At 56.4% G+C, this 23,619-nt stretch carries 24 protein-coding genes and 1 tRNA gene; 16 read left to right on the plus strand and 9 right to left on the minus strand.

The window, feature by feature from the left end; genetic code table 11:
* Positions 1–472: 472 nt before the first annotated feature.
* The 5 genes from ACR0EN_RS19415 (at position 473) to ACR0EN_RS19435 (ending at position 5,392) form a co-directional block, all read left to right on the plus strand.
* Positions 473–1,222, plus strand: coding sequence for a 5-oxoprolinase subunit B family protein (locus tag ACR0EN_RS19415; RefSeq protein ID WP_170818666.1), 750 nt, complete (start codon positions 473–475; stop codon positions 1,220–1,222).
* Positions 1,219–2,214 carry a 5-oxoprolinase subunit C family protein gene (locus tag ACR0EN_RS19420; RefSeq protein ID WP_170566522.1) on the plus strand — a complete coding sequence of 332 codons (996 nt, stop codon included), beginning with the start codon at positions 1,219–1,221 and terminating at the stop codon, positions 2,212–2,214. The genes ACR0EN_RS19415 and ACR0EN_RS19420 overlap by 4 nt, the downstream gene beginning before the upstream one ends.
* A 12-nt stretch (positions 2,215–2,226) precedes the next feature.
* The gene (locus ACR0EN_RS19425; protein ID WP_170514124.1) at positions 2,227–2,988 is read left to right on the plus strand and encodes a 5-oxoprolinase subunit PxpA; all 762 of its coding nucleotides are present in this window, start codon (positions 2,227–2,229) and stop codon (positions 2,986–2,988) included.
* Positions 2,989–3,200: 212 nt separating this feature from the next.
* The gene (locus tag ACR0EN_RS19430) at positions 3,201–3,980 is read left to right on the plus strand and encodes a hypothetical protein (protein ID WP_480588351.1); all 780 of its coding nucleotides are present in this window, start codon (positions 3,201–3,203) and stop codon (positions 3,978–3,980) included.
* A 164-nt stretch (positions 3,981–4,144) separates the two neighbouring features.
* Positions 4,145–5,392 (plus strand): hypothetical protein, encoded by a 1,248-nt coding sequence (locus ACR0EN_RS19435; protein WP_170515537.1) that lies wholly within the window; start codon positions 4,145–4,147, stop codon positions 5,390–5,392.
* A 66-nt stretch (positions 5,393–5,458) separates the two neighbouring features.
* On the opposite strand, the gene ACR0EN_RS19440 is transcribed toward ACR0EN_RS19435, so the two are convergent.
* Positions 5,459–6,829 (minus strand): D-alanyl-D-alanine carboxypeptidase family protein, encoded by a 1,371-nt coding sequence (locus ACR0EN_RS19440; protein ID WP_170396050.1) that lies wholly within the window; start codon positions 6,827–6,829, stop codon positions 5,459–5,461.
* A gap of 281 nt (positions 6,830–7,110) precedes the next feature.
* On the minus strand, positions 7,111–7,812 hold the full coding sequence (locus tag ACR0EN_RS19445) for an HAD family hydrolase (protein ID WP_223117606.1): 702 nt from the start codon (positions 7,810–7,812) through the stop codon (positions 7,111–7,113).
* A gap of 94 nt (positions 7,813–7,906) precedes the next feature.
* Between ACR0EN_RS19445 and clpS the strand changes: the two genes are divergently transcribed.
* The 4 genes from clpS to hemF are packed head-to-tail and all read left to right on the plus strand — an operon-like array spanning position 7,907 to position 10,948.
* Positions 7,907–8,248: an ATP-dependent Clp protease adapter ClpS gene (gene clpS, locus ACR0EN_RS19450; RefSeq protein WP_170396046.1), complete on the plus strand. Its 342-nt coding sequence runs from the start codon at positions 7,907–7,909 to the stop codon at positions 8,246–8,248.
* A gap of 9 nt (positions 8,249–8,257) precedes the next feature.
* Positions 8,258–9,220 (plus strand): class I SAM-dependent methyltransferase, encoded by a 963-nt coding sequence (locus ACR0EN_RS19455; protein ID WP_480588353.1) that lies wholly within the window; start codon positions 8,258–8,260, stop codon positions 9,218–9,220.
* Between the two features lie 37 nt (positions 9,221–9,257).
* Entirely contained in the window at positions 9,258–10,058 is an 801-nt protein-coding gene (locus ACR0EN_RS19460; RefSeq protein WP_170408883.1) for an SDR family NAD(P)-dependent oxidoreductase, read from the plus strand.
* Between the two features lie 5 nt (positions 10,059–10,063).
* On the plus strand, positions 10,064–10,948 hold the full coding sequence (gene hemF, locus ACR0EN_RS19465) for an oxygen-dependent coproporphyrinogen oxidase (RefSeq protein ID WP_480588355.1): 885 nt from the start codon (positions 10,064–10,066) through the stop codon (positions 10,946–10,948).
* A gap of 3 nt (positions 10,949–10,951) precedes the next feature.
* Here the strand turns inward: hemF and ACR0EN_RS19470 are convergent, their stop codons facing one another.
* Positions 10,952–11,368 carry a hypothetical protein gene (locus ACR0EN_RS19470; protein WP_170396038.1) on the minus strand — a complete coding sequence of 139 codons (417 nt, stop codon included), beginning with the start codon at positions 11,366–11,368 and terminating at the stop codon, positions 10,952–10,954.
* A 188-nt stretch (positions 11,369–11,556) separates the two neighbouring features.
* On the opposite strand from ACR0EN_RS19470, the gene ACR0EN_RS19475 reads away from it, so the two are divergent.
* Together ACR0EN_RS19475 and ACR0EN_RS19480 are read left to right on the plus strand one after the other, a co-directional pair.
* Positions 11,557–12,069, plus strand: coding sequence for a toxin-activating lysine-acyltransferase (locus ACR0EN_RS19475; protein WP_170408881.1), 513 nt, complete (start codon positions 11,557–11,559; stop codon positions 12,067–12,069).
* The gene (locus tag ACR0EN_RS19480; RefSeq protein ID WP_480588358.1) at positions 12,066–12,989 is read left to right on the plus strand and encodes a Hint domain-containing protein; all 924 of its coding nucleotides are present in this window, start codon (positions 12,066–12,068) and stop codon (positions 12,987–12,989) included. Before ACR0EN_RS19475 ends, ACR0EN_RS19480 begins: the two co-directional genes overlap by 4 nt.
* Before the next feature lie 3 nt (positions 12,990–12,992).
* On the opposite strand, the gene modC is transcribed toward ACR0EN_RS19480, so the two are convergent.
* The 3 genes from modC to modA are packed head-to-tail and all read right to left on the minus strand — an operon-like array spanning position 12,993 to position 15,542.
* Positions 12,993–14,084, minus strand: coding sequence for a molybdenum ABC transporter ATP-binding protein (gene modC, locus ACR0EN_RS19485; RefSeq protein WP_170396032.1), 1,092 nt, complete (start codon positions 14,082–14,084; stop codon positions 12,993–12,995).
* On the minus strand, positions 14,081–14,773 hold the full coding sequence (gene modB, locus ACR0EN_RS19490; RefSeq protein ID WP_170423885.1) for a molybdate ABC transporter permease subunit: 693 nt from the start codon (positions 14,771–14,773) through the stop codon (positions 14,081–14,083). Before modB ends, modC begins: the two co-directional genes overlap by 4 nt.
* Before the next feature lie 4 nt (positions 14,774–14,777).
* The gene (gene modA / locus ACR0EN_RS19495) at positions 14,778–15,542 is read right to left on the minus strand and encodes a molybdate ABC transporter substrate-binding protein (protein WP_480588360.1); all 765 of its coding nucleotides are present in this window, start codon (positions 15,540–15,542) and stop codon (positions 14,778–14,780) included.
* A 408-nt stretch (positions 15,543–15,950) separates the two neighbouring features.
* Between modA and ACR0EN_RS19500 the strand changes: the two genes are divergently transcribed.
* A tRNA-Val gene (locus tag ACR0EN_RS19500) sits at positions 15,951–16,026 on the plus strand.
* A 168-nt stretch (positions 16,027–16,194) separates the two neighbouring features.
* A complete protein-coding gene (locus ACR0EN_RS19505) occupies positions 16,195–16,467 on the plus strand; it encodes a tyrosine-type recombinase/integrase (protein WP_170818660.1) in 273 nt (90 codons plus the stop codon).
* A gap of 585 nt (positions 16,468–17,052) precedes the next feature.
* Here the strand turns inward: ACR0EN_RS19505 and ACR0EN_RS19510 are convergent.
* Positions 17,053–17,643, minus strand: a complete 591-nt coding sequence (locus ACR0EN_RS19510) for a TetR/AcrR family transcriptional regulator (protein WP_170818659.1) — start codon at positions 17,641–17,643, stop codon at positions 17,053–17,055.
* A gap of 119 nt (positions 17,644–17,762) precedes the next feature.
* Here ACR0EN_RS19510 and ACR0EN_RS19515 point away from each other — a divergent pair, with 119 nt between their 5' ends.
* Entirely contained in the window at positions 17,763–18,707 is a 945-nt protein-coding gene (locus ACR0EN_RS19515) for an alpha/beta hydrolase (RefSeq protein ID WP_480588363.1), read from the plus strand.
* A 447-nt stretch (positions 18,708–19,154) separates the two neighbouring features.
* Positions 19,155–20,039 carry a hypothetical protein gene (locus ACR0EN_RS19520; protein ID WP_170818657.1) on the plus strand — a complete coding sequence of 295 codons (885 nt, stop codon included), beginning with the start codon at positions 19,155–19,157 and terminating at the stop codon, positions 20,037–20,039.
* Positions 20,040–20,268: 229 nt separating this feature from the next.
* Here the strand turns inward: ACR0EN_RS19520 and ACR0EN_RS19525 are convergent, their stop codons facing one another.
* Positions 20,269–21,237: a LysR family transcriptional regulator gene (locus ACR0EN_RS19525; protein WP_480544667.1), complete on the minus strand. Its 969-nt coding sequence runs from the start codon at positions 21,235–21,237 to the stop codon at positions 20,269–20,271.
* A 97-nt stretch (positions 21,238–21,334) separates the two neighbouring features.
* On the opposite strand from ACR0EN_RS19525, the gene ACR0EN_RS19530 reads away from it, so the two are divergent.
* A complete protein-coding gene (locus tag ACR0EN_RS19530) occupies positions 21,335–22,858 on the plus strand; it encodes a trimethylamine methyltransferase family protein (protein ID WP_170566487.1) in 1,524 nt (507 codons plus the stop codon).
* Here ACR0EN_RS19530 and ACR0EN_RS19535 read toward each other — a convergent pair.
* The gene (locus tag ACR0EN_RS19535) at positions 22,843–23,595 is read right to left on the minus strand and encodes a sulfotransferase-like domain-containing protein (RefSeq protein ID WP_480588365.1); all 753 of its coding nucleotides are present in this window, start codon (positions 23,593–23,595) and stop codon (positions 22,843–22,845) included. The two genes, ACR0EN_RS19530 and ACR0EN_RS19535, sit on opposite strands and share 16 nt — an antisense overlap.
* Positions 23,596–23,619 lie beyond the last annotated feature (24 nt).

The raw sequence follows: 23,619 nt of genomic DNA on the forward strand, positions 1-23,619 counted from the left end.
AAAAACCTCAGATGCCCCCAGTCTCTCCCGAGCGTCTCCGCAGCTTCCACCGCGTCCCAGCACCTCAGCAGCGCCGGTGAAGGGCGTTCTATGCCTTACGCATTCAACGCGCAAGTGGAAAATTCAAGAATATCGCAAAAAACTTCAAATTCATTTTTTATACAATAATTTCAAATGGTTGAATGGAACTCACCTCATGGAAATCGGCGAAAATCATCCTTCAAGCACATCAGATATACCGCCTAGGTTTCAGTGCTTGTTGGTTCAAACCCAACATATAGTGAGAGCATTGCAGTCACCCACAAGACTATACCGACTCGACGGCAATCAGCGATTCATTTCCAATCCCGGAATCGCACCCGATATCGGCGCCGCCAGGCGCAATGCAAGTTGGTCTTACAGGGCCTTGCGCATTGTCTATGGATAGGCTCAGGTCTTTTCAAAGCAAACCCGATACGCCTGTGACCTTGATATGACGAATGACATTAAGTTTCCCTTGCTGCGAACCGTTGGATTTGACGGTCTCTTGGTGACCTTTGCGCAAACCATGTCCGAGCCGTCGAACCGCGCAGCCCTGGCGTTTCGGGGCGCAGTCGAGGCGCAGCAGATTGACGGCGTGCTTGAGACTTCGGCCTCGCTGGCATCTGCATTCATAAGGTTTGATCCATTAAACCTGTCGCATCATGACATCGAAGAGTTGCTGCGGGCTATGCTGGTCAGTCGCGATTGGTACGCTGCACCTTTGCCTGCGGGGCGACGATTCTGGAAAGTGCCGACGGTCTACGGTTCCGATCTTGCGCCACAGCTAGAAGATGCGGCATTGGCAGCAGGGTTGTCACCAGCGGACGCCATTGATCGTCTCAGCCAATCGCGTGTACGGGTTTTAACCATCGGATTTGCGCCGGGCCAACCTTATCTCGGGCCACTCGGACCCGAATTCAACATTCCACGCCTGAAAGAGCTGACGCCGATGGTACCTGAAGGGGCGTTGGTTTTGGCAATTTCGCAATTTGTCCTGTTCTCGGGGCCAACCCCAACCGGATGGCGTCATGTTGGACAAACCGCGTTTCGTTGCTTTCGTCCGGACATGGGGCGAAGTTTTGCCCTCAACCCCGGTGATGAGATGCAGTTCATCTCAGTCTCGCGCGAAGAGCTTGAGGACATCCGTACAACCTGCACTGATGGCTCTGGTGGTGCGAGTTGCGAGGAGATCACGACATGACGCTGATCGTCCATCGCATCGGCCCAGCTTGCACGGTTCAGGATCAAGGGCGCACCGGGTATCTGGATCAAGGCCTGTCGCGTTCGGGTGCCGCAGATATAGCGGCGCTTTATGAAGGGGCCGCGTTGCTTGGTAACACCCCAACGAGCGCCGCCCTCGAAATGGCGGGGATGGGTGGTGAGTTTGAGGCAACCGCACCAACCGCCATCGCGCTGACCGGCGCACCGATGCAGGCCAGTATCGATGGCAGCCCCGTCTTGTGGAATGCCTCGCATCAGATGGAGGCTGGGCAGCGGCTGGTAGTCGGGTCGGTGCTGCAGGGCAGTTACGGGTATCTGAATCTGGGTGGCGGGATCGGGACCGACATGACGCTCGGCTCACGCGCGGCCCATCTGACCGCAAGGATCGGGCGCGCCGTTCAAGCGGGTGATCACCTGCCTTCGACGGAAACCGGCAAGACCGGCCTGAAGCTGCGTTCGGAGGATCGGTTTTCGGGTGGGACGTTGCGGGTTGTGGCCAGCTTTCAAACTGCACTGTTCGATGACGAGACGCTGGCACGGTTTACGCAAACGACATTCCGCCGCGGCGCCCGAGCCAACCGGATGGGCATGCAGCTGGATAGTGAAGGTGACGGCTTCGCCGCCAAGGGTCAGTTGAACATACTGTCCGAAGTCATAACCCCCGGCGATATACAGATGACCGGCACCGGTGCGCCCTTCATCCTACTGCCCGAGTGCCAGACCACCGGAGGTTACCCGCGCATCGCAACCGTTCTGCCCTGTGATCTGCCCCGCGCTGCACAGACCCCGGCGGGAGGCGAGGTGCGCTTCGAATTCGTAACACTGGAACAAGCCATCGCGCTGCAAGCCGCATTTAAGGCCGACCTTGCCCGCCTGCCCGCCCGTGTTGAACCCTTGGTCCGCGATCCACATGACATCCCGGACCTCCTGTCCTACCAACTGATCAGCGGAATGATCTCTGCCACCGAATAAGGAGTTATTGCGATGCCGAGCGTCGATCTGAATGCCGATATGGGCGAAAGCTTTGGCCCGTGGAAGATGGGTGATGATGAAAGCCTTCTGAAGATCATCACCTCGGCCAATATTGCCTGTGGCTTTCATGCGGGTGACCCTGATGTGATGGCCAAGACCATGGCTCTGGCAGCCCAGAACGGTGTGGGCATCGGTGCGCATCCCGGTTTTCCTGATCTGCAGGGATTTGGGCGTCGAAACATGAAAGTGCCCCATGACAGTTTGCGCAATCTGGTACGCTATCAACTGGGATCGGCAATCGGCATGGCCAAGGCGGTGGGCACTGAAGTACGGCACCTGAAATTGCACGGGGCGCTGGCCAACATGTGTTCGGTCGATATCGATATGGCGCGGGCCTGTTATCAGGGTGCATTGGACGTGGACCCGGACATCATCATCATGGTGCTGGCGGTCACCAAACAAGAAGAAGCGGTGCGCGAGCTGGGCTGCAAATGGGTGGGCGAGATTTTTGCCGATCGTGCCTATAATGACGATGGCACTTTGGTGGATCGGTCACTGCCGGGAGCCGTGATCCATGATCCGGCGCTGGCCGGACCACGTATTCTGGAAATGGTGAAGGAAGGCGCCATCATCACCAAATCCGGCAAACGCCTTGAGACCTCAATCGATACGATCTGCCTGCATGGTGATGGCCCGACGGCAGTTCAGATCGCGCACTCGGTGCGCGAGAACCTGATCGCGGGCGGAGTCGAGGTCACAAAATTCATCCGTTAGAGCGTCATGTTAATTACCTGAAACTGCGCTTATCCTTGATCGGTCATTCGCCTGCTCGGATATATCCCAGCTTCAATGGCCGTGTTTAGATGCACAAGCATGCTATTTCATTCAGAACGTGCGTTCTTACTTGCCCCCGCGAACATGGCTACTAATGTTGACCAACATTCCCTGAATGTCCCGGATGCATTAAATCTTCGATCGAGGTGGCGGTGAAAACAGTTGGATTTCTGTGGCTTGGCAATGAACTGCCATGGTTCAACAAAGTCGCGATCAAAACATTTCAGGATATCGGGCATCCCGTAGAACTGTTCTGCGAGGAGTCGCTGCGCGAAACCGAGAGCGACCTTCCGCTCCGAGACTATCGGGAGGTTTTGGATTCGCAGATTCTGACCAAGCTTGGCACGACTCCTCGAGTGGCATCCGACATATTCAGGCTCATTCTAATGCGGGACACTAATTATATCTGGGCAGATTGCGATTGCGTGGCGCTTCAGCCCCTGCCGGATACGGATATCATTCTTGCCAGGGCGGACGCGGAATCGAAGCTATTGAACAACAATGTTCTGCGAGTCCCCTCGGAGTCTCAGGAATTGTCAGAACTGCTTGAGATTGCTCTGGACCCCGAGGCTATTCCCGATTGGGTTCCACCGCGCCGCGCCAAAAAGGCAAGACAATTCTCTGGCCGCGAACGCCGCGAAATTGTGACCAGCAGACAGACTACATTCGGGCCCGATCTTCTTAATCATGTTTTCCAGAAATCCGATAATATCGATAAAGCCTTCAGCCACGAGGTTTTCAATCCGATTGGGAACACCAAAGGCTACATGCTTTTCTCTGAAGGGATATCGATAGGCGACGTATCGACTCCCAAAACCTGTGTGACGCATTTCTATCAGGCCAATGTGAGACGTTTCTTTCACGCAAACGGACCACAGAAAGGCACAGTTCTTGGCGACTTAGCCTTCAAGTACGGGATTACTGCCGATTAGGCGTGCCCGACCCGAAGTTCACATTCGCACGTGTAAACCAAGCATTCCATCTGATGCTTCTCTGAACAGGCAGTTGCCCAAGCAAAGCTTTGCGCCTAGCATCGCGGCAAGTGCATGATCTGACTACCACAAATCCAAGCAACGCGCCGCAAGGAGGTGAGCCTATGTCTTTTGATCTGATGTCCTACCAGCCAAGGGGCGACAAGAAGAACTCGGACTTCTTCACCGAATATCTTCCCAGGATTTACGAGCGCCGCATCAGCTCGGGCATTGCGGATCAAGTCGGTGCGATGCGGGCCATTGTCATTCAGGTCGAGACAGATGCGCTGTTTGACACGCTGGTCGAGCTTTATGTGATGACCCCCTATCGCCACACCGCCAGCTATTTGGGACAGACACACAAGTTCTCGGTGATGCATTCGCATGCCGATTATCCGGCGCTGATCCTGATGGCTCCGCTCAGCCCGGCATTCGAGGATTTCATCCCGCGTATCAATCGTATGTACCCGCTGGCGCGCGGTAAGCCGCAGACGCGATATGTAGGTGAGATTTACGGTGCCACCGACCTGAAGGCGCTGACCGGAACGCTGGAGGATCAGAATATTCGGTTCGAATATTCTGGGGACACCGAAAATCCGTTCTACACGCTGGAAGGATACCGCTTTACGACGCCATCGGATTTCACGTGCAATCGCGTCGGCTATTCCACGCTGGATTTCAACGACACAGACAGTCTGGGGTTAGGCGACCGTGTTTTGCTGAGCGATGTGGAACAAGCCAAGCTGGATCAGGCCGCTGCGTTTGGAACGGATAGCAAAATCGCACCCCTGATGCTGGGGATCGATCATCTGGCGACACGCATTCTGGCCGGGGAACGTGAGGACGCGATCCTCGAATTTCTGACCATGGTGCCTTATTACTTCTGGGGGGCGTACAACATCTTCGACATGAACTCGTCGACCAATGTGAATCGCAATGCCAATGTGGATGACGACAAGAAATCCCCTGCCAAGGTCTTTACTGCTAACAACACGCCGTCGTTCGTGAACTCTTTCGAGCAATTGCCGATGCCAACCGAGGATTTCGTGCGTAATTTCGGACGACGCTTGCACCACATGGCGGTTGAAATTCAGGACGGCGACCATGGCGCGGGTGAGAAAAATGTCGATTTCGTGGTCAACACTCTTAAAGACAAGGGCGTTCCGTTCCTGGCCCATGTGGTCGGGGAATGCAAAGATGATCCGAACCTGAAACAGATCTTCTCAAAGCACTCGAAACACACGCTGCTGATCACCGAATACATCGAACGTTGTCATCACTACGACGGTTTCTTCACCAAGGATAACGTTGCAGCCTTAACTGCGGCGGCCGGGCAAGATGAACAGTACAAGCACGGCCACGTCTTCGATTGATTTGCCATAAAAAATGGGCTGCGAGGTCATCGCAGCCCAGGCCCATCCAGGAGAGAATGCCGGGTCTTATGACGGCCCGATCATGAAACACGTGACATTGCGCGCCTGTAACCGACGACAGGCCAGATCAGCCTGCTCGCGGGTCATGCCCTGAAATGTCGCGTCAAACCCACGCGAGCTTTGGTTCACCTTACGCAAAGTGCCTTCCAAAGTGGTCATTTCCGACAGCGCAGTTTTCAACAGAACCTTCTCGGCCTCATACCGTGTGGTGTAGCGGCCAACATTGACGCCCCAAAGGTGACCGCCGGATGTGGACAAGCGGGTCACAACTTCGGGTTCAGGCTCGGGCTGTTTGGCCGGTTCGACCGAGGCCAGCACCACGTTTTCGGAAGGCTTGGCGCCATCCGACGGTGCTATATCTGCTGCTGCAATCGCAGCAGCGATACCGTCCTGAATCCGGGTGTTGTCTTTTTCAGCCGTTGCGGCGACCGACCCCGCGACCTGAACCGTTTCGCTCGCCACCGGGCGCAACACCGGGCGCAGGCTCTTTTTCGGCGGGCCCGCTTGGGCGACCACTTGTGCGCTACCCAGACCTGCATTCCCTGCATAGGCCGGGCGGGCGGGCTTACGGATTGGCGCACGCGAGGGGGCACGGCGGAAACCCATATCCAAAAGCTCGGCCACCCGGGCGTTGCGCGATGCACCTGATTTGCCACCGAAGACGGTCGCGATAATACGTTCATCCTTGCGCTTGGCCGAAGCAACCAGATTAAACCCTGCAGCGCGGGTATAGCCGGTCTTGATCCCATCGGCGCCCCGATAGGCTGCCAAAAGGCGGCGGTTGGTGTTCGGTACAGTCTTGATCCCGGCATTCGTCGATTGGCGCGAGAACAAGTTGTAGTACTGCGGGTAATCATACAGCAGGTGACGGCCCAGCGTGGTCATATCCCGCGCGGTCGACAAATGCCCCGACTCGGTCAGACCATGGGCATTCTTGAAGGTGGTCCGGCTCATCCCCATCGCTTTGGCGGTGCGGGTCATGCGACGAGCAAACGCCGCCTCGGACCCGCTGAGGGCGATGCCGATCGCGGTTGCCGCGTCATTGGCGGATTTCACCGCCGCCGCCCGGATCAGATAGCGAAACGCGATTCGCTGCCCAGTGCGCAAACCCAGCTTCGAGGGCGGCTCAGCCGCTGCCGCCTTGGTGATGCGCACCTGAGTGTCCAACGTGATCTCACCATTCCGCACGGCCTCAAACGCAATATACAGCGTCATCATCTTGGTCAGAGATGCCGGATGCAACCGCGTGTCGGCATTGCGGGAATGCAGCACTTCTCCGGTGCGTGCGTCGATCACCATGGCCGCGTAAGGGGCCGCCATGCCCTGAAGTGGTGCAAATGAAAGCAGCCACAGAAATGCTATAAGTAATAAGCCCATTCGGGCCGGAACTGTCCGCCGAATCTGCACGATCTTTGCCTCTGTCTGCCTCGCGCCGCCGGGTTTTCCCGGTCAGCAATTTTTATTTTGATATTCTTCAGGCTAACACAGGGACGGGTTTAAAGAAACTGAAAGCTGCGTTTGAGTGGATCATATACACAATCAGATTCACGCTACATATGGTGTTTCATGCGCGCCCGAACACCATACCGGCGATTGTGCCGAATTTCAGGCAAGCCGTGTCATCGAATTTTTTGTGACTGATGTCAAACGGCAACAGGTCAGGAAATCTGATCAATCAAAGCTGAAAGATCACCCAAATCCTTCAACTCGCGGAACCGTGGGTTGGAAGTTGGGACCTCGGCCTGCTCGACCTCCCATACCAACCCGTGCGGGACATGCACGCCCCAGCACCCGGCTTCGATTGGGGCCACCACGTCAGAACGCATCGAGTTTCCGATCATCATCGAAGCGTCGGGTCCATCACCGTACTGGTCAAAAATCTCCGCATAGGTCGCCGCCGTTTTTTCGCTCACGATCTCGACGCCATCGAACAGCTCACCCAATCCGGATTGCGCCAGCTTACGCTCCTGATCGATCAGGTCGCCCTTGGTGATCAGCAGAACCTTATGCGTCTCGGCCACCGCCTCGATGGCCTCGCGCGCATGGGGGAGCAGTTCGATGGGATGTGCCAGCATCTCCTGCCCCGCTTCAACAAGTTGGCGGATGACGCGCGCCGGTACGCGATCTTCCGTCACCTCAATCGCTGTCTCGATCATCGACAGTGTAAAGCCCTTGATGCCATACCCATAGTGCTGGATGTTGCGCTTTTCGGCGGCAAGTAGACGTTCCATCAGGTGATCGTGATCGGCGTGATCGGCGAGCAATTCGGCAAAATATGCCTGAGTCAGCTGGAAGAAACGCTCGTTATGCCAAAGGGTATCGTCTGCATCGAACCCGATTGTTGTCAGCTTGTCCCGCATCGCATTTCCGTCCGGTTGCTCTTTTCTCTGGCCACCGTGACGTTATATAAGCCGGGAAACAATTCGTAGTGTTAATCGAGATTCTCTTACAGCAATGCGCAAACACCAGTGGATCATGTCTGAAAAGGACGACGAAGACGACGACACGTCGGTCCTGGTGCAAACGCGCCCCAAGACCAAGCGGCCGCCGCTGTATAAGGTGTTGTTGCTGAATGACGATTACACGCCGATGGAGTTCGTGGTGCATGTGCTGGAACGGTTCTTCGGCATGACCCATGCGCAAGCGTTTGAAATCATGCTGACCGTCCACAAGAAAGGTGTCGCCGTGGTTGGCGTGTTCAGCCATGAGATTGCCGAGACCAAGGTCGGGCAAGTCATGGATTTCGCGCGCAGGCATCAGCACCCGCTGCAATGCACCATGGAACGCGAAGAATAACGCACGGCCATGTCCTCTCGCCTTGATCTAGCCCTGAACAGCGGGCTCAGCCTGTCGCAACCGCTGACTGTCTTGGCGCCCACCCTGGACCACGATTTGTCGGACCTTCCGCGCGAGGCGCAGATGGTGCAACCGTTCAAACCATTCCACGATCACTTTGCCACGCAGGGCTTTGTCGCAACGCCCAATAGTGACGCGCCTTGCCAGGATGCGGTCGTGTTTCTACCGCGCGCCAAGGCGCTGGCCCGGGCGCTGATCCATCAGGCCTGCAGCCGCGCCAGCGGGGTCATCGTGGTGGACGGGGCCAAAACCGATGGCGTCGACAGTTTGCTGAAAGACATCCGCAAGCGGGTCGCGATCGAGGGTCCAATCTCGAAGGCACATGGCAAGATTTTCTGGTTTCAGTCTGATGCGGACGCCTTTGCCGACTGGGCTGCGCCTGAAAACCAAATGGTTGACGGCTTCCATACCGCGCCCGGTGTGTTTTCCGCCGATGGTATCGATCCTGCCTCGGCCCTGCTGCTGAAGTCTCTGCCAACCAAGCGCGGCACGCGTATCGCTGATCTGGGTGCAGGTTGGGGCTTTCTGTCCGCCATGCTGATCGACGACACCTTGCGCAGCCTGCATCTGGTGGAGGCCGACCACACCGCCCTTACTTGTGCCCGCGCCAATGTCACCGACACCCGTGCGCAGTTCCACTGGGCCGACGCCACCAAATGGAGCGCGCCCGAGCCGCTGGACATGGTGATCATGAATCCGCCCTTTCACACCTCGCGCAGCGCCGACCCGACATTGGGCCAGGGCTTTATCACCAGTGCTGCATGCAACCTCACCCGCAACGGTCAACTCTGGATGGTTGCAAATCGCCACCTGCCTTACGAGGCCACGCTGGCCGAGGCTTTCGCCCGTGTTGACGAAGTGGCAGGAGACAACCGCTTCAAGGTTTTCCATGCCTCTCGCCCTCGGGGCTGAGGCCCGCTAACCTTCGCCAGAACTCAGGAGGATTCGCATGTCCTTTTCCATCGCGGGCAAGACCGCAATCGTCACCGGGGGTGCCAACGGCATCGGACTGGCCATCGGACGGCACTTTGCCGATGCAGGCGCCAATGTCATGTTCGCCGATATGGATGAAAAGCGCCTGTCCGATGAGCTGGGCGAACAGGCGGATGACAGCAACATCCGTTATTTCGCCGGTGACCTGCGTGAAAAGTTGACCATCGCCAATCTGCTTTCGGCCACGCTGGATGCGTTTGATCAGGTTGATATCCTGATCAATGGTGCGCGGCAGGTGATCCCGTCGGACCCGCTGGACACCGATGACGATTCCGTGCGCACATTGCTGAACCAGAACCTGATGCCCGCGCTGCGACTTAGCCAACTAGTGGCTAAGCGATTTATCAAACAGGCTGATGGAGACGATGAGAACCCTGCCGGGTCAATCATCAACCTGTCCTCGATTGCCGCACGCCGCACCCATCCCGATCTGATGGCCTATTCCGTTTCGACCGCTGCGCTGGATCAGATGACCCGTTCGTTGGCGGTTGCACTTGCGCCCAGCCGCATTCGCGTAAACTCCATCGCGCTGGGATCAGTCATGAGCGCTTCATTGCAGTCAACGCTGAAAGAAAACCGAGATTTCCGGGACGACATCGAAAAACATACTCCGCTTTCCCGGATTGCCGCTCCGAACGAACTGGTCGAAACCGCGCAATTTCTCGCGTCGGACGCTGCGGGCTTCATGACAGGCCAAATTCTAACCATTGACGGAGGCCGCACCCTGCTGGACCCTGTCGCAGCCCCGGCCCACTGATCCCAATGTTCGATAACGAAAAAGCCACCGCCGCTGCCTGGTTCCGCCAGTTGCGAGATGACATCGTAACCGCCTTCGAAGCGTTGGAAGACAGCCACACCTCAGGCCCCTTCTCGGATTCTCAGCCGGGAAGGTTCGAAGTCAAAGAAACTAAACGGCAGTCTGACGATGGCTCCGACGCGGGCGGCGGGCTGATGTCGGTGATGCGCGGGGGCCGCGTGTTCGAGAAGGTGGGCGTTAATGTCTCAACCGTCTTTGGTACGCTGGGTGAGCGCGCGCAAAACGCGATGGCCGCGCGCAAGGGTATTCCGGGGATGAAGGACGACCCCCGGTTCTGGGCTTCGGGCATCAGCCTTGTGGCCCATATGCAGAACCCGCATGTGCCTGCGGTCCATATGAACACCCGGATGTTCTGGACTCCACATGCCTGGTGGTTCGGCGGCGGCTCCGACCTGAATCCCTGCATCGAATATGACGACGACACTGCCCATTTCCACGCCACCCAAAAAGCGCATCTCGACCCGCACGGACTCGGCCACTACCCGCGCCTCAAAGATTGGGCTGACGAGTATTTTTATATCCCCCACCGAAAGCGCGCTCGGGGTGTCGGCGGGATCTTCATGGATGACTATTGCACCGGCGACTGGCAGGCGGATTTTGCGCTGACGCAGGACATCGGTCGCGCCTTCCTGCCCGCCTTTCTGCCTCTGGTCGAAAAACGCCGGGTGCAAAGCTTTGACGACGCGGACAAAAACACCCAGCTGGTGCATCGTGGGCTCTATGCCGAATACAATCTGGTCTATGACCGGGGCACCAAGTTTGGTCTGGAAACCGGGCACGACCCCGATGCTGTTCTGATGAGTCTGCCGCCCTTGGCCAAATGGGTCTGACCGCTAAAACCCCATATCGATGGAATTATCAAAGCAGTAGTTTTGCGCCGAAGCGGCGGACAGGTTCTCACCCACCCTGTTGACGGTCAAAGAATACCCCGGATTGGTATCCGCGCCGGGCGGTGGAGTTAGCGAAAACTGCACTGTGCGAACACCTTTCTCGTAAGCTTTGGAAACATAAATCCGCTGCGAGTTTGAAACTCCCAATGTGCGAACTGCATAATCCCCAATTCCACACCAATAGGTGACCGCGGCCGAGGATCCACCGACAGGCTTCACTTCGTAGGTTCCATCCTTTAGCGGCGTGATCTGGGTTCTGAACTGCGGTCTTAGTTTATAGCCAAAACCAACGCCCTGAGACTGCGCAATGGTGGGGGCCAGTATGATGGCTGTCAAAGAGAGGCATGTAAGAAAACGCATATAAAACACCCTATGAAAAACGCGATCACGGCTGAGACGACGCAGGACCAACCAGCCTATACGAATCAATATAGTCAAACCGGGCCTCAGGTCTAACTCAACCCGTAACACATCAGCTTGAGTGAAAATTCTTTCTTTGAATATGTGGTGCGCTATGATCTCTGCATCAGCAGTTTCCAGAGTGGCCCGTGGAAAAGTCATTTCCCAAAGACTGGTTCGATCTTTCCGGTGAAAAATACGCCGACTTCGGTGCGTTATTTTATCTGGCTGCCCTGACCAAAACGCATCGTAACCGCAGTTTGGCACAGGTTCTCTATGCGTTCGAAACGCCGCTGAGATTGGGCCAGTATCACATCTTCCGCCAAAACGGCTTTCCGCGCGGATTCGTGACATTTGCCGGTCTCAGCCCGGAAGCCGAATATCGCTATGCAGTGAAGGAAGAGCCGCTGAGAGATGTCGATTTCGCCAGTGGCTCATCCTTCTGGATCATCGATATGGTGGCACCCTTCGGCCAAACTCGTCAGATCGTCGACATGCTGAAACGGGACATCCCGCACCCACGCGTGCGCACCAATCGTCTCAGCAGCGACCTATCCACAAAACGTATCGTCGAATGGACACGCGATGACCAGCAACAGGTGCATATGCGCCTTTACCGCGATGCCGAATTTGCCAGAACGCTCGAGCAGGAAAACGGATGACTTCGGTTGTAACCATATCGGGCGATATCACGGGCGACGTGACCGGCTTTCCTCCGAATGTCGCCTCGGGTGACCTCGATGTCACCGCAACATCGGATTTCGGGACCTTCACCGGGGCCACCTGGGCAATCTCCGATCAACCGGATTTCGGCACCGCCTCAATAGATGCGAACGGCACATGGACCTATACCGTCGACCCGGCCTTCTTCGATAGCCTTGATGACGGAGTGATCCAGTTAGACTCGTTCGAGGTGACGGTCACCGCCAATTTCGCCAATGGTTTCTTCACCTTCAGTGGAACCCAGACCCAGATCATTGATATCACGATCGAAGGCGTTTGCTTTACCGCAGGTACTCTGATTGAAACGGCGGAAGGCCAGCGCGCCATTGAGACCCTGAGCGTGGATGACGACGTGTTGACTGCCGATCACGGAATACAGCCGATCCGCTGGATCGAAAGCAGCACCATGTCGCCCGAGCGGTTGCGCGCAAATCCTGCGATGCGCCCGGTGCGTTTGACCGCAGGCAGTCTGGGACCCGGTGTTCCATCCCGCGATTTGCTGGTGTCTCAACAGCATCGCCTCCTGATCCACGGCCCCAAGGTCGAGATTCTGTTTGGCGCGCCCGAAGTGTTGGTCGCCGCCAAACATCTGTGCTCGTGGCCGGGAATAGATATTGATACCGGTGATGAGCCGGTCGAATACCTGCATATCCTGCTGGACAGGCACGAGATTTTGTTTGCCGAAGGGGCTCAGGCCGAAAGCCTGTTTCTGGGTGAAGAAACCCTCCACACGCTGTCTTCTGACGCGCTGCAGGAACTCGCCGAGATATTCCCCGAGCGCGCCTCGGACGAACATATCGGCTTCGGCCTTGCTGCGCGGCTGATCCTGCGCGAACATGAGGCGCGTGCGCTTGCCTAGGTCCTAGACAACCCGCCCCCCGACATCCTGCGGAGCCAGCGCGACGGTCTTGATCACCGCATAGCATGTACTGCCCTGCTGCAAACCCAGCGCCGCGACCGAGCGTCGGGTCACGCGCGCCAGCACAACACCCGCAGTTGTTTTGACCGACACGATTGCACCGGGCCCCTCACCTGCCCGGATTGCCTCGACCTGCCCCGACAACACATTCAAGGCTGAAAGACCCTCGGGTGGTCTATTGGACAGGATCACCTCTTGCGCCGGAATACGAATACGCAGCTCTTCGCCGATTTGATGGGCAATCCGAGGCAGGTAAAGACGAGCGCCACCGGCATCAAGTTCGGACAGGCCATCGTCGTGATGCGCCGTAACACGGACCCGCAGAACGGCCCCCACCGCGCGCACGCCTGCAGGGGCCACGGATGGGTCCGACAGAACATCGGACGCGGGACCATGCCGCACGACACGCCCGTCCTGCAGCGCAACCACGGACGTTGCAAGCCGGGCAACCTCGGCCGCCGAATGGGTCACATAGAGTATCGGTACTGATACCTCGTCCCGCAACCGTTCGAAATAGGGCAGGATTTCGGCCTTGCGCGCGTCGTCGAGCGCGGCCAGAGGCTCATCCGCAAGGATCAGGCGCGGGCTGGCCAGCAGGGCGCGGCCAATGGCGACGCGCTGTTTCTCACCCCCCGATAGCATGGCTGGGCGGCGGTCCAGCAGATGGCCAACACCCAACATCTCGATCACCCGATCCGGGTTTTCGCGTCGTGCCCCGCGCGGTGCAAACCAGCGACCATAATTCAGGTTCTGGCGTACGGTCAGATGCGGGAACAGACGGCCTTCCTGAAAGATATAGCCCAAGCGCCGTCTATGTGGCGGCAGCCACGCACCGCGATCCGTGTCGAACAACACCCAATCGCCAACCGCGACCCGCCCGGCCTCGGGTCTCAGTAGCCCCGCGACTGCATTCACCACCGTCGTCTTTCCCGAACCAGAACGCCCAAACAGAACCGTTACACCGGAAGGTGCGTCGAAATCGAGGTCCAGCTTCATCCCGGGCAACTGGTGTTGCAGGCGGACGGACAGGCTCATGATCCGGCCACGCGTTTGGCCACACGACGGCCCACATATTCCGACAGCAAAAGCGCGCCCATGGCGACGATGATCGAGATGATCACCAACCGTGTCGCCGCCGCCTCACCCCCTGGAACCTGCAAGAACGCATAGACTGCCGAGGGCAACGTCTGCGTCTGACCGGGTATGTTCGAAACAAAGGTGATCGTGGCCCCGAACTCTCCCATCGCCTTGGCAAACGCCAGGATCGCGCCCGCAATGACCCCAGGCAGGATCATTGGCAGCGTCACCGTTCCAAAGACCAGCAGACGCGACGCCCCCAAAGTGGCGCCTGCCTGTTCCAGTTTTGGGTCTACTGCCTCGATCGACAGCCGGATCGCGCGCACCATCAGCGGAAAAGCCATGATCCCGGCAGCCAGCGCAGCGCCAGTCCATCGGAAAGCAAAAACGATCCCAAGCTCGGCCAAAGGCGCGCCCAACGGCCCCTGAATCCCAAAGGTCAGCAGCAGCAGATAGCCGGTTACCACCGGCGGCAGGATCAGTGGCAGGTGAACCAGACCATTCAGCAACTGGCGCCCCGGAAACCGCCAGCGCGCAAGCGCATAGGCAATGAAAATCCCAAATGGCAACGTTATCAGCGTTGCCCAGAACGATACGCGCAGCGACAGGCGCAATGCCTCCATCTCTGCCGGGCCCAACCATCCCATCGTACTAACCTTCGGGCAGGGAGAACCCCTGCCTCACAAATTCGGCCCGTGCGGAATTGCCTTGCAAATAGGTCAAAAGCGCTTGCGCCGAAGGTTCTGCAGTAGAAGTCAGGGCTGCCGGATACACAATTTCCGGATGGACATCCGCAGGGATGACACCGATGACCCCGACCCGCTCATCAGCCACAGCGTCCGAGCGATAGACGATCCCCAAAGGCGCCGCCCCCGTCGCAACCAGCGCCAGCGCGGCGCGTACATTGTCCGTCTGGGCGATCTGGTCCTGAACATCGCCCCAGAGTCCCAGACCCTGTAACGCGGCCTTGCCATAGATGCCCGCGGGCACCGCATCGACCAAAGCCATGGCCAGATACCCTTTGCCTAGACGGGTGCTCAGGTCAAACCCCGCCTCAATCTCGGCCGTGTCAGCCCCCGGCGCACCAATCAAAACCAGCCCGTTACCCAGCAACTCAATACGTGAAGCGGTATCGATCAGGCCCTTATCCTGCAACACGTCCATCCAATCCTCGTTGGCCGAAATGAACAGGTCGGCGGGCGCCCCCGCTTGTATCTGCCGTGCCAGCACAGAGGAGGCCGCGTACGACACCGTCACCTCTTGCCCGGTCTCAGCCTCATAACTTCTGGCAATCCCGTCCAGTGCGGTCTTGAGGCTGGCGGCGGCAAATACCAGCACGCCCTCGGCCCGAACCGGGGCAGCGAGTATCGCGCAGAAGGCCAAAGCTGCGATCAGACTGCGACAGGCGCCCGTCATTCTTTGCCTCCAGATCAGAGGGTTGCAATCCCTCTGGGCATATCGGAGGCAACACATGGCAGGCAAGGCCCTTTGGCCTTACAACCAAAGCTACGGCCCATATTGAACTCAGAATTCGATGGAAAACGAGAATCGCCCAACCCAAGATCAATATGCTGTCGCGCTTCTCTAAAACCGGAAACTCCCGAGGTAGAGCGCTCAATCGCTAAACAACGTGTCTGATCCGCCTCGCCTGAACAGCGATATCCGCATTTCGCTATTCAACCACGATATGACACATGAGTTTGCTCGATTGGCAACCGCGCCCAGTTGCCTAAACGCTGATCTGAAACCTTGCGCAATTTTGCAAAAGAAATTGTGCCATACCCTCTTGCACCCACGCACGGGCTTAGCTACATGAGCCCTCACGGGTGATTAGCTCAGTTGGTAGAGCGCTTCGTTTACACCGAAGATGTCGGGAGTTCGAGTCTCTCATCACCCACCATCCTTTCCCCACAATGGATCAAGGTCTTACGCGAAAAACACTTGCTGCTGTGCTGCTCGGGAAACTGTGTCCGCCGCACTTAAACGGAAAAGATGTCTCCAACACAGGAGATATGGGCCATGGCAAAAATCTTAAAACAGCCTCAGCCCAAATGCCGTAGCCGTATTGATGGACCTGCCAAGCAAAGACGACCGGTGTTTGCCCCTGTCTGGTAACTCTGTGCGATTAGTCTTTGAACGTCTCAGGCAACGGGCAGGTGTGGTTGACCTGACATTTCATGATCTTCGGCACGAGGCGGTGTCACGCTTTGTGGAAAGTGGATCGTCGCTGGCGCAGGTCCAAATGATCAGCGGGCATCGGGATTTGCGGATGTTGATGCGTTATACCCACCTACAGACCGATGACATCATGGCAAAGCTGGCCGCCGTAGAACTTGCTTAGATCGCCTTGATACAATGTAGGGTGGTCGCAGTCTCCAGATGCGCTAGCTCGAACGGTACGTCAGCAATCGCCAATGCGTGCAGTTTAATGCCGAAAAAACAGTAGAGCGGGATCGGAGGTGTCGGGCAACCGTTCCGTCGTACCGAATGTTTAGGTCGGCGCTATAGCGGTCGGGACAAGTTCCAAAGGGTTGAGCGAAACCGACCAATTCGGTTGGCTGCTCCAAGGACACATTAACACGGCACATAGACTTCCAGTTTTTGGATGGCATGACATGGGATCGGTATGGTCAATGCGAGGTCGACCACATTACCCCTCTTTCGGCTGCTCGGTCTTTGGAGCACCTCATCGAACTTTGCGGTTACAGCAACCTGCAACCTCTTTGGAAGCGGGACACCCTAGCAAAGGGCGGGGCGTAAGGCTCGCGCGTGCGGGCTAGAATCTGTCTTCTTTGCACAAGGCTGGTTGCGAATTTGCTCAACCCGCACCGATATCGAGTATTCAAGGAAGAAGGCAAAGCCGACATTCCCTTAGCTTATGCCGAACGTCAGTCCTGCGGACTTTCCTGCTCTTCGTGATGGCCGTTTATACGTCCGCTTTGTAGTGCTTTAGGAACATCGCGACACAATCGTCCAGTACGTCTTTCGGCGTTGGGTTCTCACCAAGGAAGAACTCTGGCCAGAAGAAGAAGTTTTTGACGAGTGCCAGAAGCTGGTTGGTCGCAAAAACCGGATCAGCTTTTCGGATTACACCTGCGTCCATGGCTTCGCTGATCAGCCTCGTTATCGGGTAGTCATGTGTCGCGGTTTCACTGAAGAATTGTCGGGACCGGTCAAGGTCACGGATCAATTCTGAGATGACCATCCGGTTTAATCCGATGGCGGTCTCATCTGTGATCACCCCAATGTAGCGCCACAAGGCTTCCTTCAATTGCTCGACGAAGTCGCGATCAGGATCATAGGGCACTGGCTCCATGCTCCGGTTCTGCTCCAGCATGATCTGTGAGATCGCCTCGAAAAGGGCCTCCTTGCTCTCGAAATGATTGTAGAGCGTGCGACTCGATACGTTGGCTTTTTTGGCGATTGAAGTGGTCTTTGCCCCCAGAAACCCCTGCTCTTTGAACTCATCGATGGCCGCATCAATGATATCTTTTCGTTTCTTTTCCGTGCGTTTCACGATTTCTGCCTCAAAAAGTAAAATGATGTGTTTACAAACGCCATCTCTCCACCATAAGTAAACACAACAATTTACTTTAGCAAGGCGCAAAGCTGCCTGACCCCGAAAGGACCAAGACCATGACGACTCAACATCTGACCGCAGGCAAAAATGAAGTCACCTTCAAATCCTTTGGCGTGAATCTGGCGGGCGATCTCTACCTGCCCGAAGGCTTTGATGAGACCAAGACCTACAAGGCCATCGTTGGGGCCAGCCCCTTCCCGCAGGTCAAAGATCAGATCCCGGCTACCTACGGACCGGAAATGGCAGCACGTGGCTTCATCTACCTCGGTTTCGATTACCTAGGTATGGGTTCTTCACCTGCGCTGCCAGGGGAACACAAGCAGTCGCGTTATATGTTCCGACTGATCGAAAACACATGGGACGCCGTGTCTTACCTCGGCACTCTGCTGTTCGTTGACGAGATTTACGGCTTGGGCGTTTGCCAAGGCGGCTCGATCATCGCATCCGCTGCCGTGACCGATCATCGGATCAAGAAGATCGCCATGGTCTCCGGTATGATGGCAGCCGATGGCTTCCAATGGACCGATCGCGATATGGTCAACCAGCAAATCGCAGCCTCGAACGCATCGATGCAGAAGATGTATGAAACGGGCGAGCCGGATTATGTCGCACCATTCGGATTGAATGATGAACAAAGCCGAGAAGAGTTTGTTGGATCGGGCGTCAATCCGATGGCGGGTGAATCCTATGACTATTACGGGCGCGATGGTGTCAAAGGCCCGGTCGCTGTTCCGACCTATACCAACATGCATATAGGCGATCAGGGCATGCAGTCTCTGATTTCTGTCGGTGAAGCCTACGCCGACAAAATCGTGCAGCCGTCCCTGACCATCTATAGCAGCTCAGCTTTCACGGCCCCTTGCTCAACACAGTTTGTCGAGAAGCTAACCAATGAGCATGAGGAATTGGCGTTTGATGAGTTCTCCCATGTGGACTTCTACTACAAGCCCGAGGCGGTAAAGGCGACGACGGACGCTGTGGCTGAGTTCTTCAATAGATGAAGTGATGAGGCAGAGGTCATACAGTGGTCTCTGCCTCCTTGCCGACAAGCGGAAGTTGACCTGAGGTTCAGCAATGGTCGCTTAGGGCTCAAAGCAGACATCAGGCTAAGACGCAGCATTGGCTGTTAAAGGCAGAAAAGCGGTCTTTCGCAGCGAAATGAGCCTACGTCGGCTAGTCGCAGTGTTTTGGCAGCTGCTATACTCTTCAAGCCAACCTTGGTTAGCTAGATGCACCTAAGCAGGGACAGCAAAAACTAGGCCAACTTTACACATTTCGAAAGTTGTCAGAAATGGCCAATTTGAGCCCGCGCACTCAAGCAGACAGGCCGCATGATTTTGATCCGAAAACCCTCAAGACTCTCACTTGTGATGCGCTCAGAGCCTAACGCGTTTGTGCACACAGCCATATATTTTGTACACTCTTAGGAATAACCTTTCAGGATTGACATGAATTTACATCGAAGCAACCGGGTCAAGGCACTAGTGCTGGCAAGCTTTGCAAGTATGGCGTTCGGGATTGGCGCTGCGGCCTCTGAGCGGCTACCGGCGCTACGCGTCGTACAATCAGGTCATAGCCTCACCGATGGCGTCATCGGTCCGCTTGAGATCATGGTGCGTGTAACCAGTATGCGTGGCGGCAAACTGGACAAGGCTACAATTCCGGGCAGTCCGATGGAGTGGCGATGGGAAAATGCGAGTAACCCGGATATCCGTCAGCCTGAGGTGATGGCCCGTTACGACGTTCTAGCAATCACCGAACGTGTCGCACTGACAAACACAATGGACCATCATGACAGCAAACACTGGGCTTTGCATTGGGCGAGCCATGCGTGGGAGCATGGCGCGAATGGTGATGGCGCTCGGTCCGTGCTCTATGCAAGCTGGGTCGATATCGAAAGCGGTCCGGGTTTTGAAAATCGCCACAACGACCCTGAAGCTCATTTGACATTTCGCGAACGACTGCCGTTGGAGATGGTGCGGTGGCAAAGCATTCTTGATCACGTCAACGCAAACCGGCCCGATGGGATGCCTGAAATGGACATGATCCCTGGCCCTCTGATTATGGCTCGCGCTTATGACGAAATTGCATCAGGCACAGCCCCGGGGCTCAATGATATTCACGACCTTTTTTCAGATAGCATTCACCCCAACAAGATGGGTAACTATCTCATCGCACTGGCACATTTCGCGGTGATCTACGACGGCGATCCACGTGGCTTGCCGCCAACGATGCTGACGCAGGGCGGGCCGGACAAGGTGCAGGCGGCATGGATGCAAGAAATTGTCTGGGACGTGCTTAACGAATACGCAGAAACATCAGGCGGCCCCTAATGAGCCCTGTGTAGGTCGGCTTACGCCGTTCACGCGCACCCTGGTCCGGTTTGGGCCTTCGCTCCTGCTGGGTCCAAAACAGCGAACGGAAGCAATGTCCGCAAAGTGGACGTACAAGCAAGTCGCCGAAAACGACCGCAATTCGGACAAACCCGATCTCCAACTTTGCGGACGGAATGTCTGCTTCTGTTATTTTGTCTTGAAGTCAGGCGATTTAGCCAACCGCCATTCAACTATAGACTGAGCTACTAGACCGCTCGAGCTCCACACTGTTAACTCCGATATTACCCATGTGGAGAGTTATTCGCTCTGCTAGCCTTTGTTTGCACAACTCCGCTACGGCCGCTGGCAAGCCTTGCAACTCCTCTTTCCTCGCAACGACCGTCAACGTGCGCGACAAACCCGAAACAGGCAATTCTTGCAATCGCAAAGCCATGTTTTCAACGAGACCATCGATCAACAGCGTCGGGGTCAAAAGGCTAAAACCCTGTCCTGTCGAAACGCAGGAAGTCACCATGCTGGAGCGATCTGCCTGTATGACTTTGTCAGGCTCGAAGCGCAGTCGTCGCAGGTGCTGGGCAATCTGGCGTCCTGCATTGGTCGTATCCCCGAAACGTACAAGAGGCAGCCTTGTCTGGATTGCTTCCAGGCTTTCAGTTGGCCCGTTGTATGCTTCAGGAAGAACCAAGAGGTATTTTTCGGTCAAAATGTGATGCCGTTCTAGCCCGTCCATGTCCAAAAAAGGGTTTGATGTAATTGCCAGGTCCGCCTGCTTGGTGCGCAAGAGATGCTCATGGTTACCGCTTTGCCCGGCGTGCAATGTGATATCTTCGACGTTGAACATCTTTTGCGCAAGATCGATCAATGGCGGTGTAAGGGTTGTTGCAACGGAGGCTTGAATGCCCACCCTTAGCAGCGTCAGGGACTGGCCACCGACATGGCGCAACTCGGTTTCCATATCCGACAAAGCATCAAGTATCTTTTGCGCTTTGCCGTGCAGTCGTGCACCAGCGTATGTCAGTTTTGCGGGTCGCGTGCTGCGGTCCAGTAGCGTCGTGCCGAACGCCTTTTCCAACGCGGAAATGTGCTGAGATGCGGCGGGTTGTGACAGACTCAGCAGGCTCGCTCCAGCCCGCATTTGACCTGTTTCTGCTACCGCAAGGAACACCTCAAGCGAGCGCATAAGACTGGGTGACATTTTATAGCGATCAAGCACGGCTCATCCTTAGTATAAGAATTTCTAATACTATTTAGATTTTCTTGGGTTTGGTCAATCGCTGCGGCATCGTTATCACATGTCTCGCATACGCACCTCTCGCCGCAAAAAAACGGCAAAGCAACGCTCACCGAACGACGCGCGTGCGCCATTCATTTTGCGCAAGCTTTCAACCTTCGGTGTCCTCAGCGATGCCGGGCTTGAGCAGATTGAGGCAAATGCCGACACCATCCTTTCTGAGACGGGTATGGAATTTCAAGACGATCCTGAGATCCTCCTGATTTTTGCGGATGCAGGGTGCGATGTAGACGGCACACGGGTACGGTTCGCGCCCGGCTTTTGCCGCCGGACCATCATGGCAACCGCGCCAAGCCAGTTCATACAGCATGCCCGCAACCCCAAAAACACTGTCCAGCTTGGCGGCGATGCGACGGTTTTGTGCCCGTCCTGGGGTCCGCCTTTTGTGCATGATCTGGATCGCGGCCGGCGTTATGCGAGCCATGAAGACTTCAACAATCTGGTAAAGCTACACCACACGCTGCCATGGCTGCATCATTCGGGCGGTGTGGTTTGTGAACCTGTTGATCTGCCCGCCAACAAGCGCCATCTGGATATGCTCTACGCTCATATCCGCCACTCTGACCGCGCGTTTATGGGGGCCTTTATCGGCGCTGAACGGGCAGGTCATGCAATTGACATGGCGCGCATTGTTTTTGGCGACATCTCAGAGAAGCCCGCGTTATACTGCGTGTCTAACACCAATGCGCCTTTGGTGATGGACAGCCATATGTCTGGCGCGCTGAAAACCTATGCCCGCGCGGGCCAGCCCGTCGCCTGCACGCCCTGGGTGCTGACTGGGGCGATGTCACCCGCAACCGTGGCCGGCACGCTTGCGCAAGTGCTGGCCGAATCCATGGCGACAATGACGTTAACCCAACTGGTGAACCCCGGCGCGCCTTGTCTGATGGGCAGCTTCGCCTCGACCATGTCGATGAAATCCGGCGCGCCAACTTTTGGCACACCTGAGGCCGGGTTGATGGTTCTCGCCGCGGGGCAACTTGCGCGCAGGCTCGGGGTGCCCCTGCACACTGTTGGCACACTAAGTTCGTCCAAACTGTCCGATGCACAAAGCCAGCAAGAGGCCGCGTGGGGTCTGATGATGTCGATGTTTGCCGGTGCCAACTTGATCAACCATGCGACCGGCTGGCTCGAAGGGGGGTTGGTGACCTCGTTCGAAAAAACCGTGATTGATCATGATCTGTGCGGCAAGATCGGACGCTTTTTTGACGGGATCGATATGAGCGAAAATGCCCAGGCGATGGAGGCTATTGCCACAACAGGGCCGGGGCAACATTTCCTTGGGTCTGAACATACGCAAGCCAACTTCATGACTGCGCTCTTTCGCCCGTGGACACCCGACGATAACTCGTTCGAGCAATGGCACGCGGCAGGTGAACAGGATGCGGCCGTGCGGGCCAACGTCATTTGGAAGGAACGACTAGCAGGGTATGAGGACCCTGGCCTCGACCGAGACATTGATGCAGCTCTCAAGGACTACATCGCCGCCCGCAAAGCCGAAAAACCAGATCAGGAATACTTCTGATGGGCCTGGCTTTCTGCAATCTCACACATCCGCTCGTAGAACGGTACGTGATACGCAGCTATGTCGGTATAGGGTTCTCCGAGCTGGTAAAGCTCTGCTTGGAAGTCGACCGCTTCAGGCGCCTTGATCGCCCCGCTTTGCAGCACTTCGGTATGCCAGCTTTGAACCGAACCCCATCCATCCGGCACAGCATCGTTCCACGTGAACGCATGGTCCAGAAACGTAAGCCCCACATGTGCCCAGTAGCGGCGCAACGTGGTCTGCGGATCATTGCGCAACTGATCTGCAGTAATCACCAACGGGCTATGGCCCAGCTCGGTCAACGCGCTGTAAAGCCTGCATTGCGCCTCATGCCCCAACTCCAACTGCGTAAACTCAGGATCGCGCTTTGCGTAGGAAAGCGCGGCTTCGATGGGATTGCGCACCAAAAAGGCGTGGGTCATTTCGCCCGCAAACCCTGCATCGCGGGGCAGTCTGTCGGCGACGTAGTACGCCATGTCCTTGAAGAAAACCAGACCACCCTGCGCGGTCTTGCGGATCATGGCGCGGATTTCATCGTAGGTCACCGGATGTCCCGGTTCCGGAGTGAAACCCGGAAAAAGCCGATCCTTGGTCGTAAGGTAGTGGTGGTACATGAACGGTTCGTGCAGGACCGACAGATCACCACGCTCGCGCATGATCCGTTCAAACGCCGTCGAAACCGAGCGTGGGTGGCACCACAAAGCATGTATAGTCATGTGGTTAGCCTAGTGGTGCTGAAA

It is taken from the genome of Ruegeria sp. AB7 (assembly GCF_056542625.1).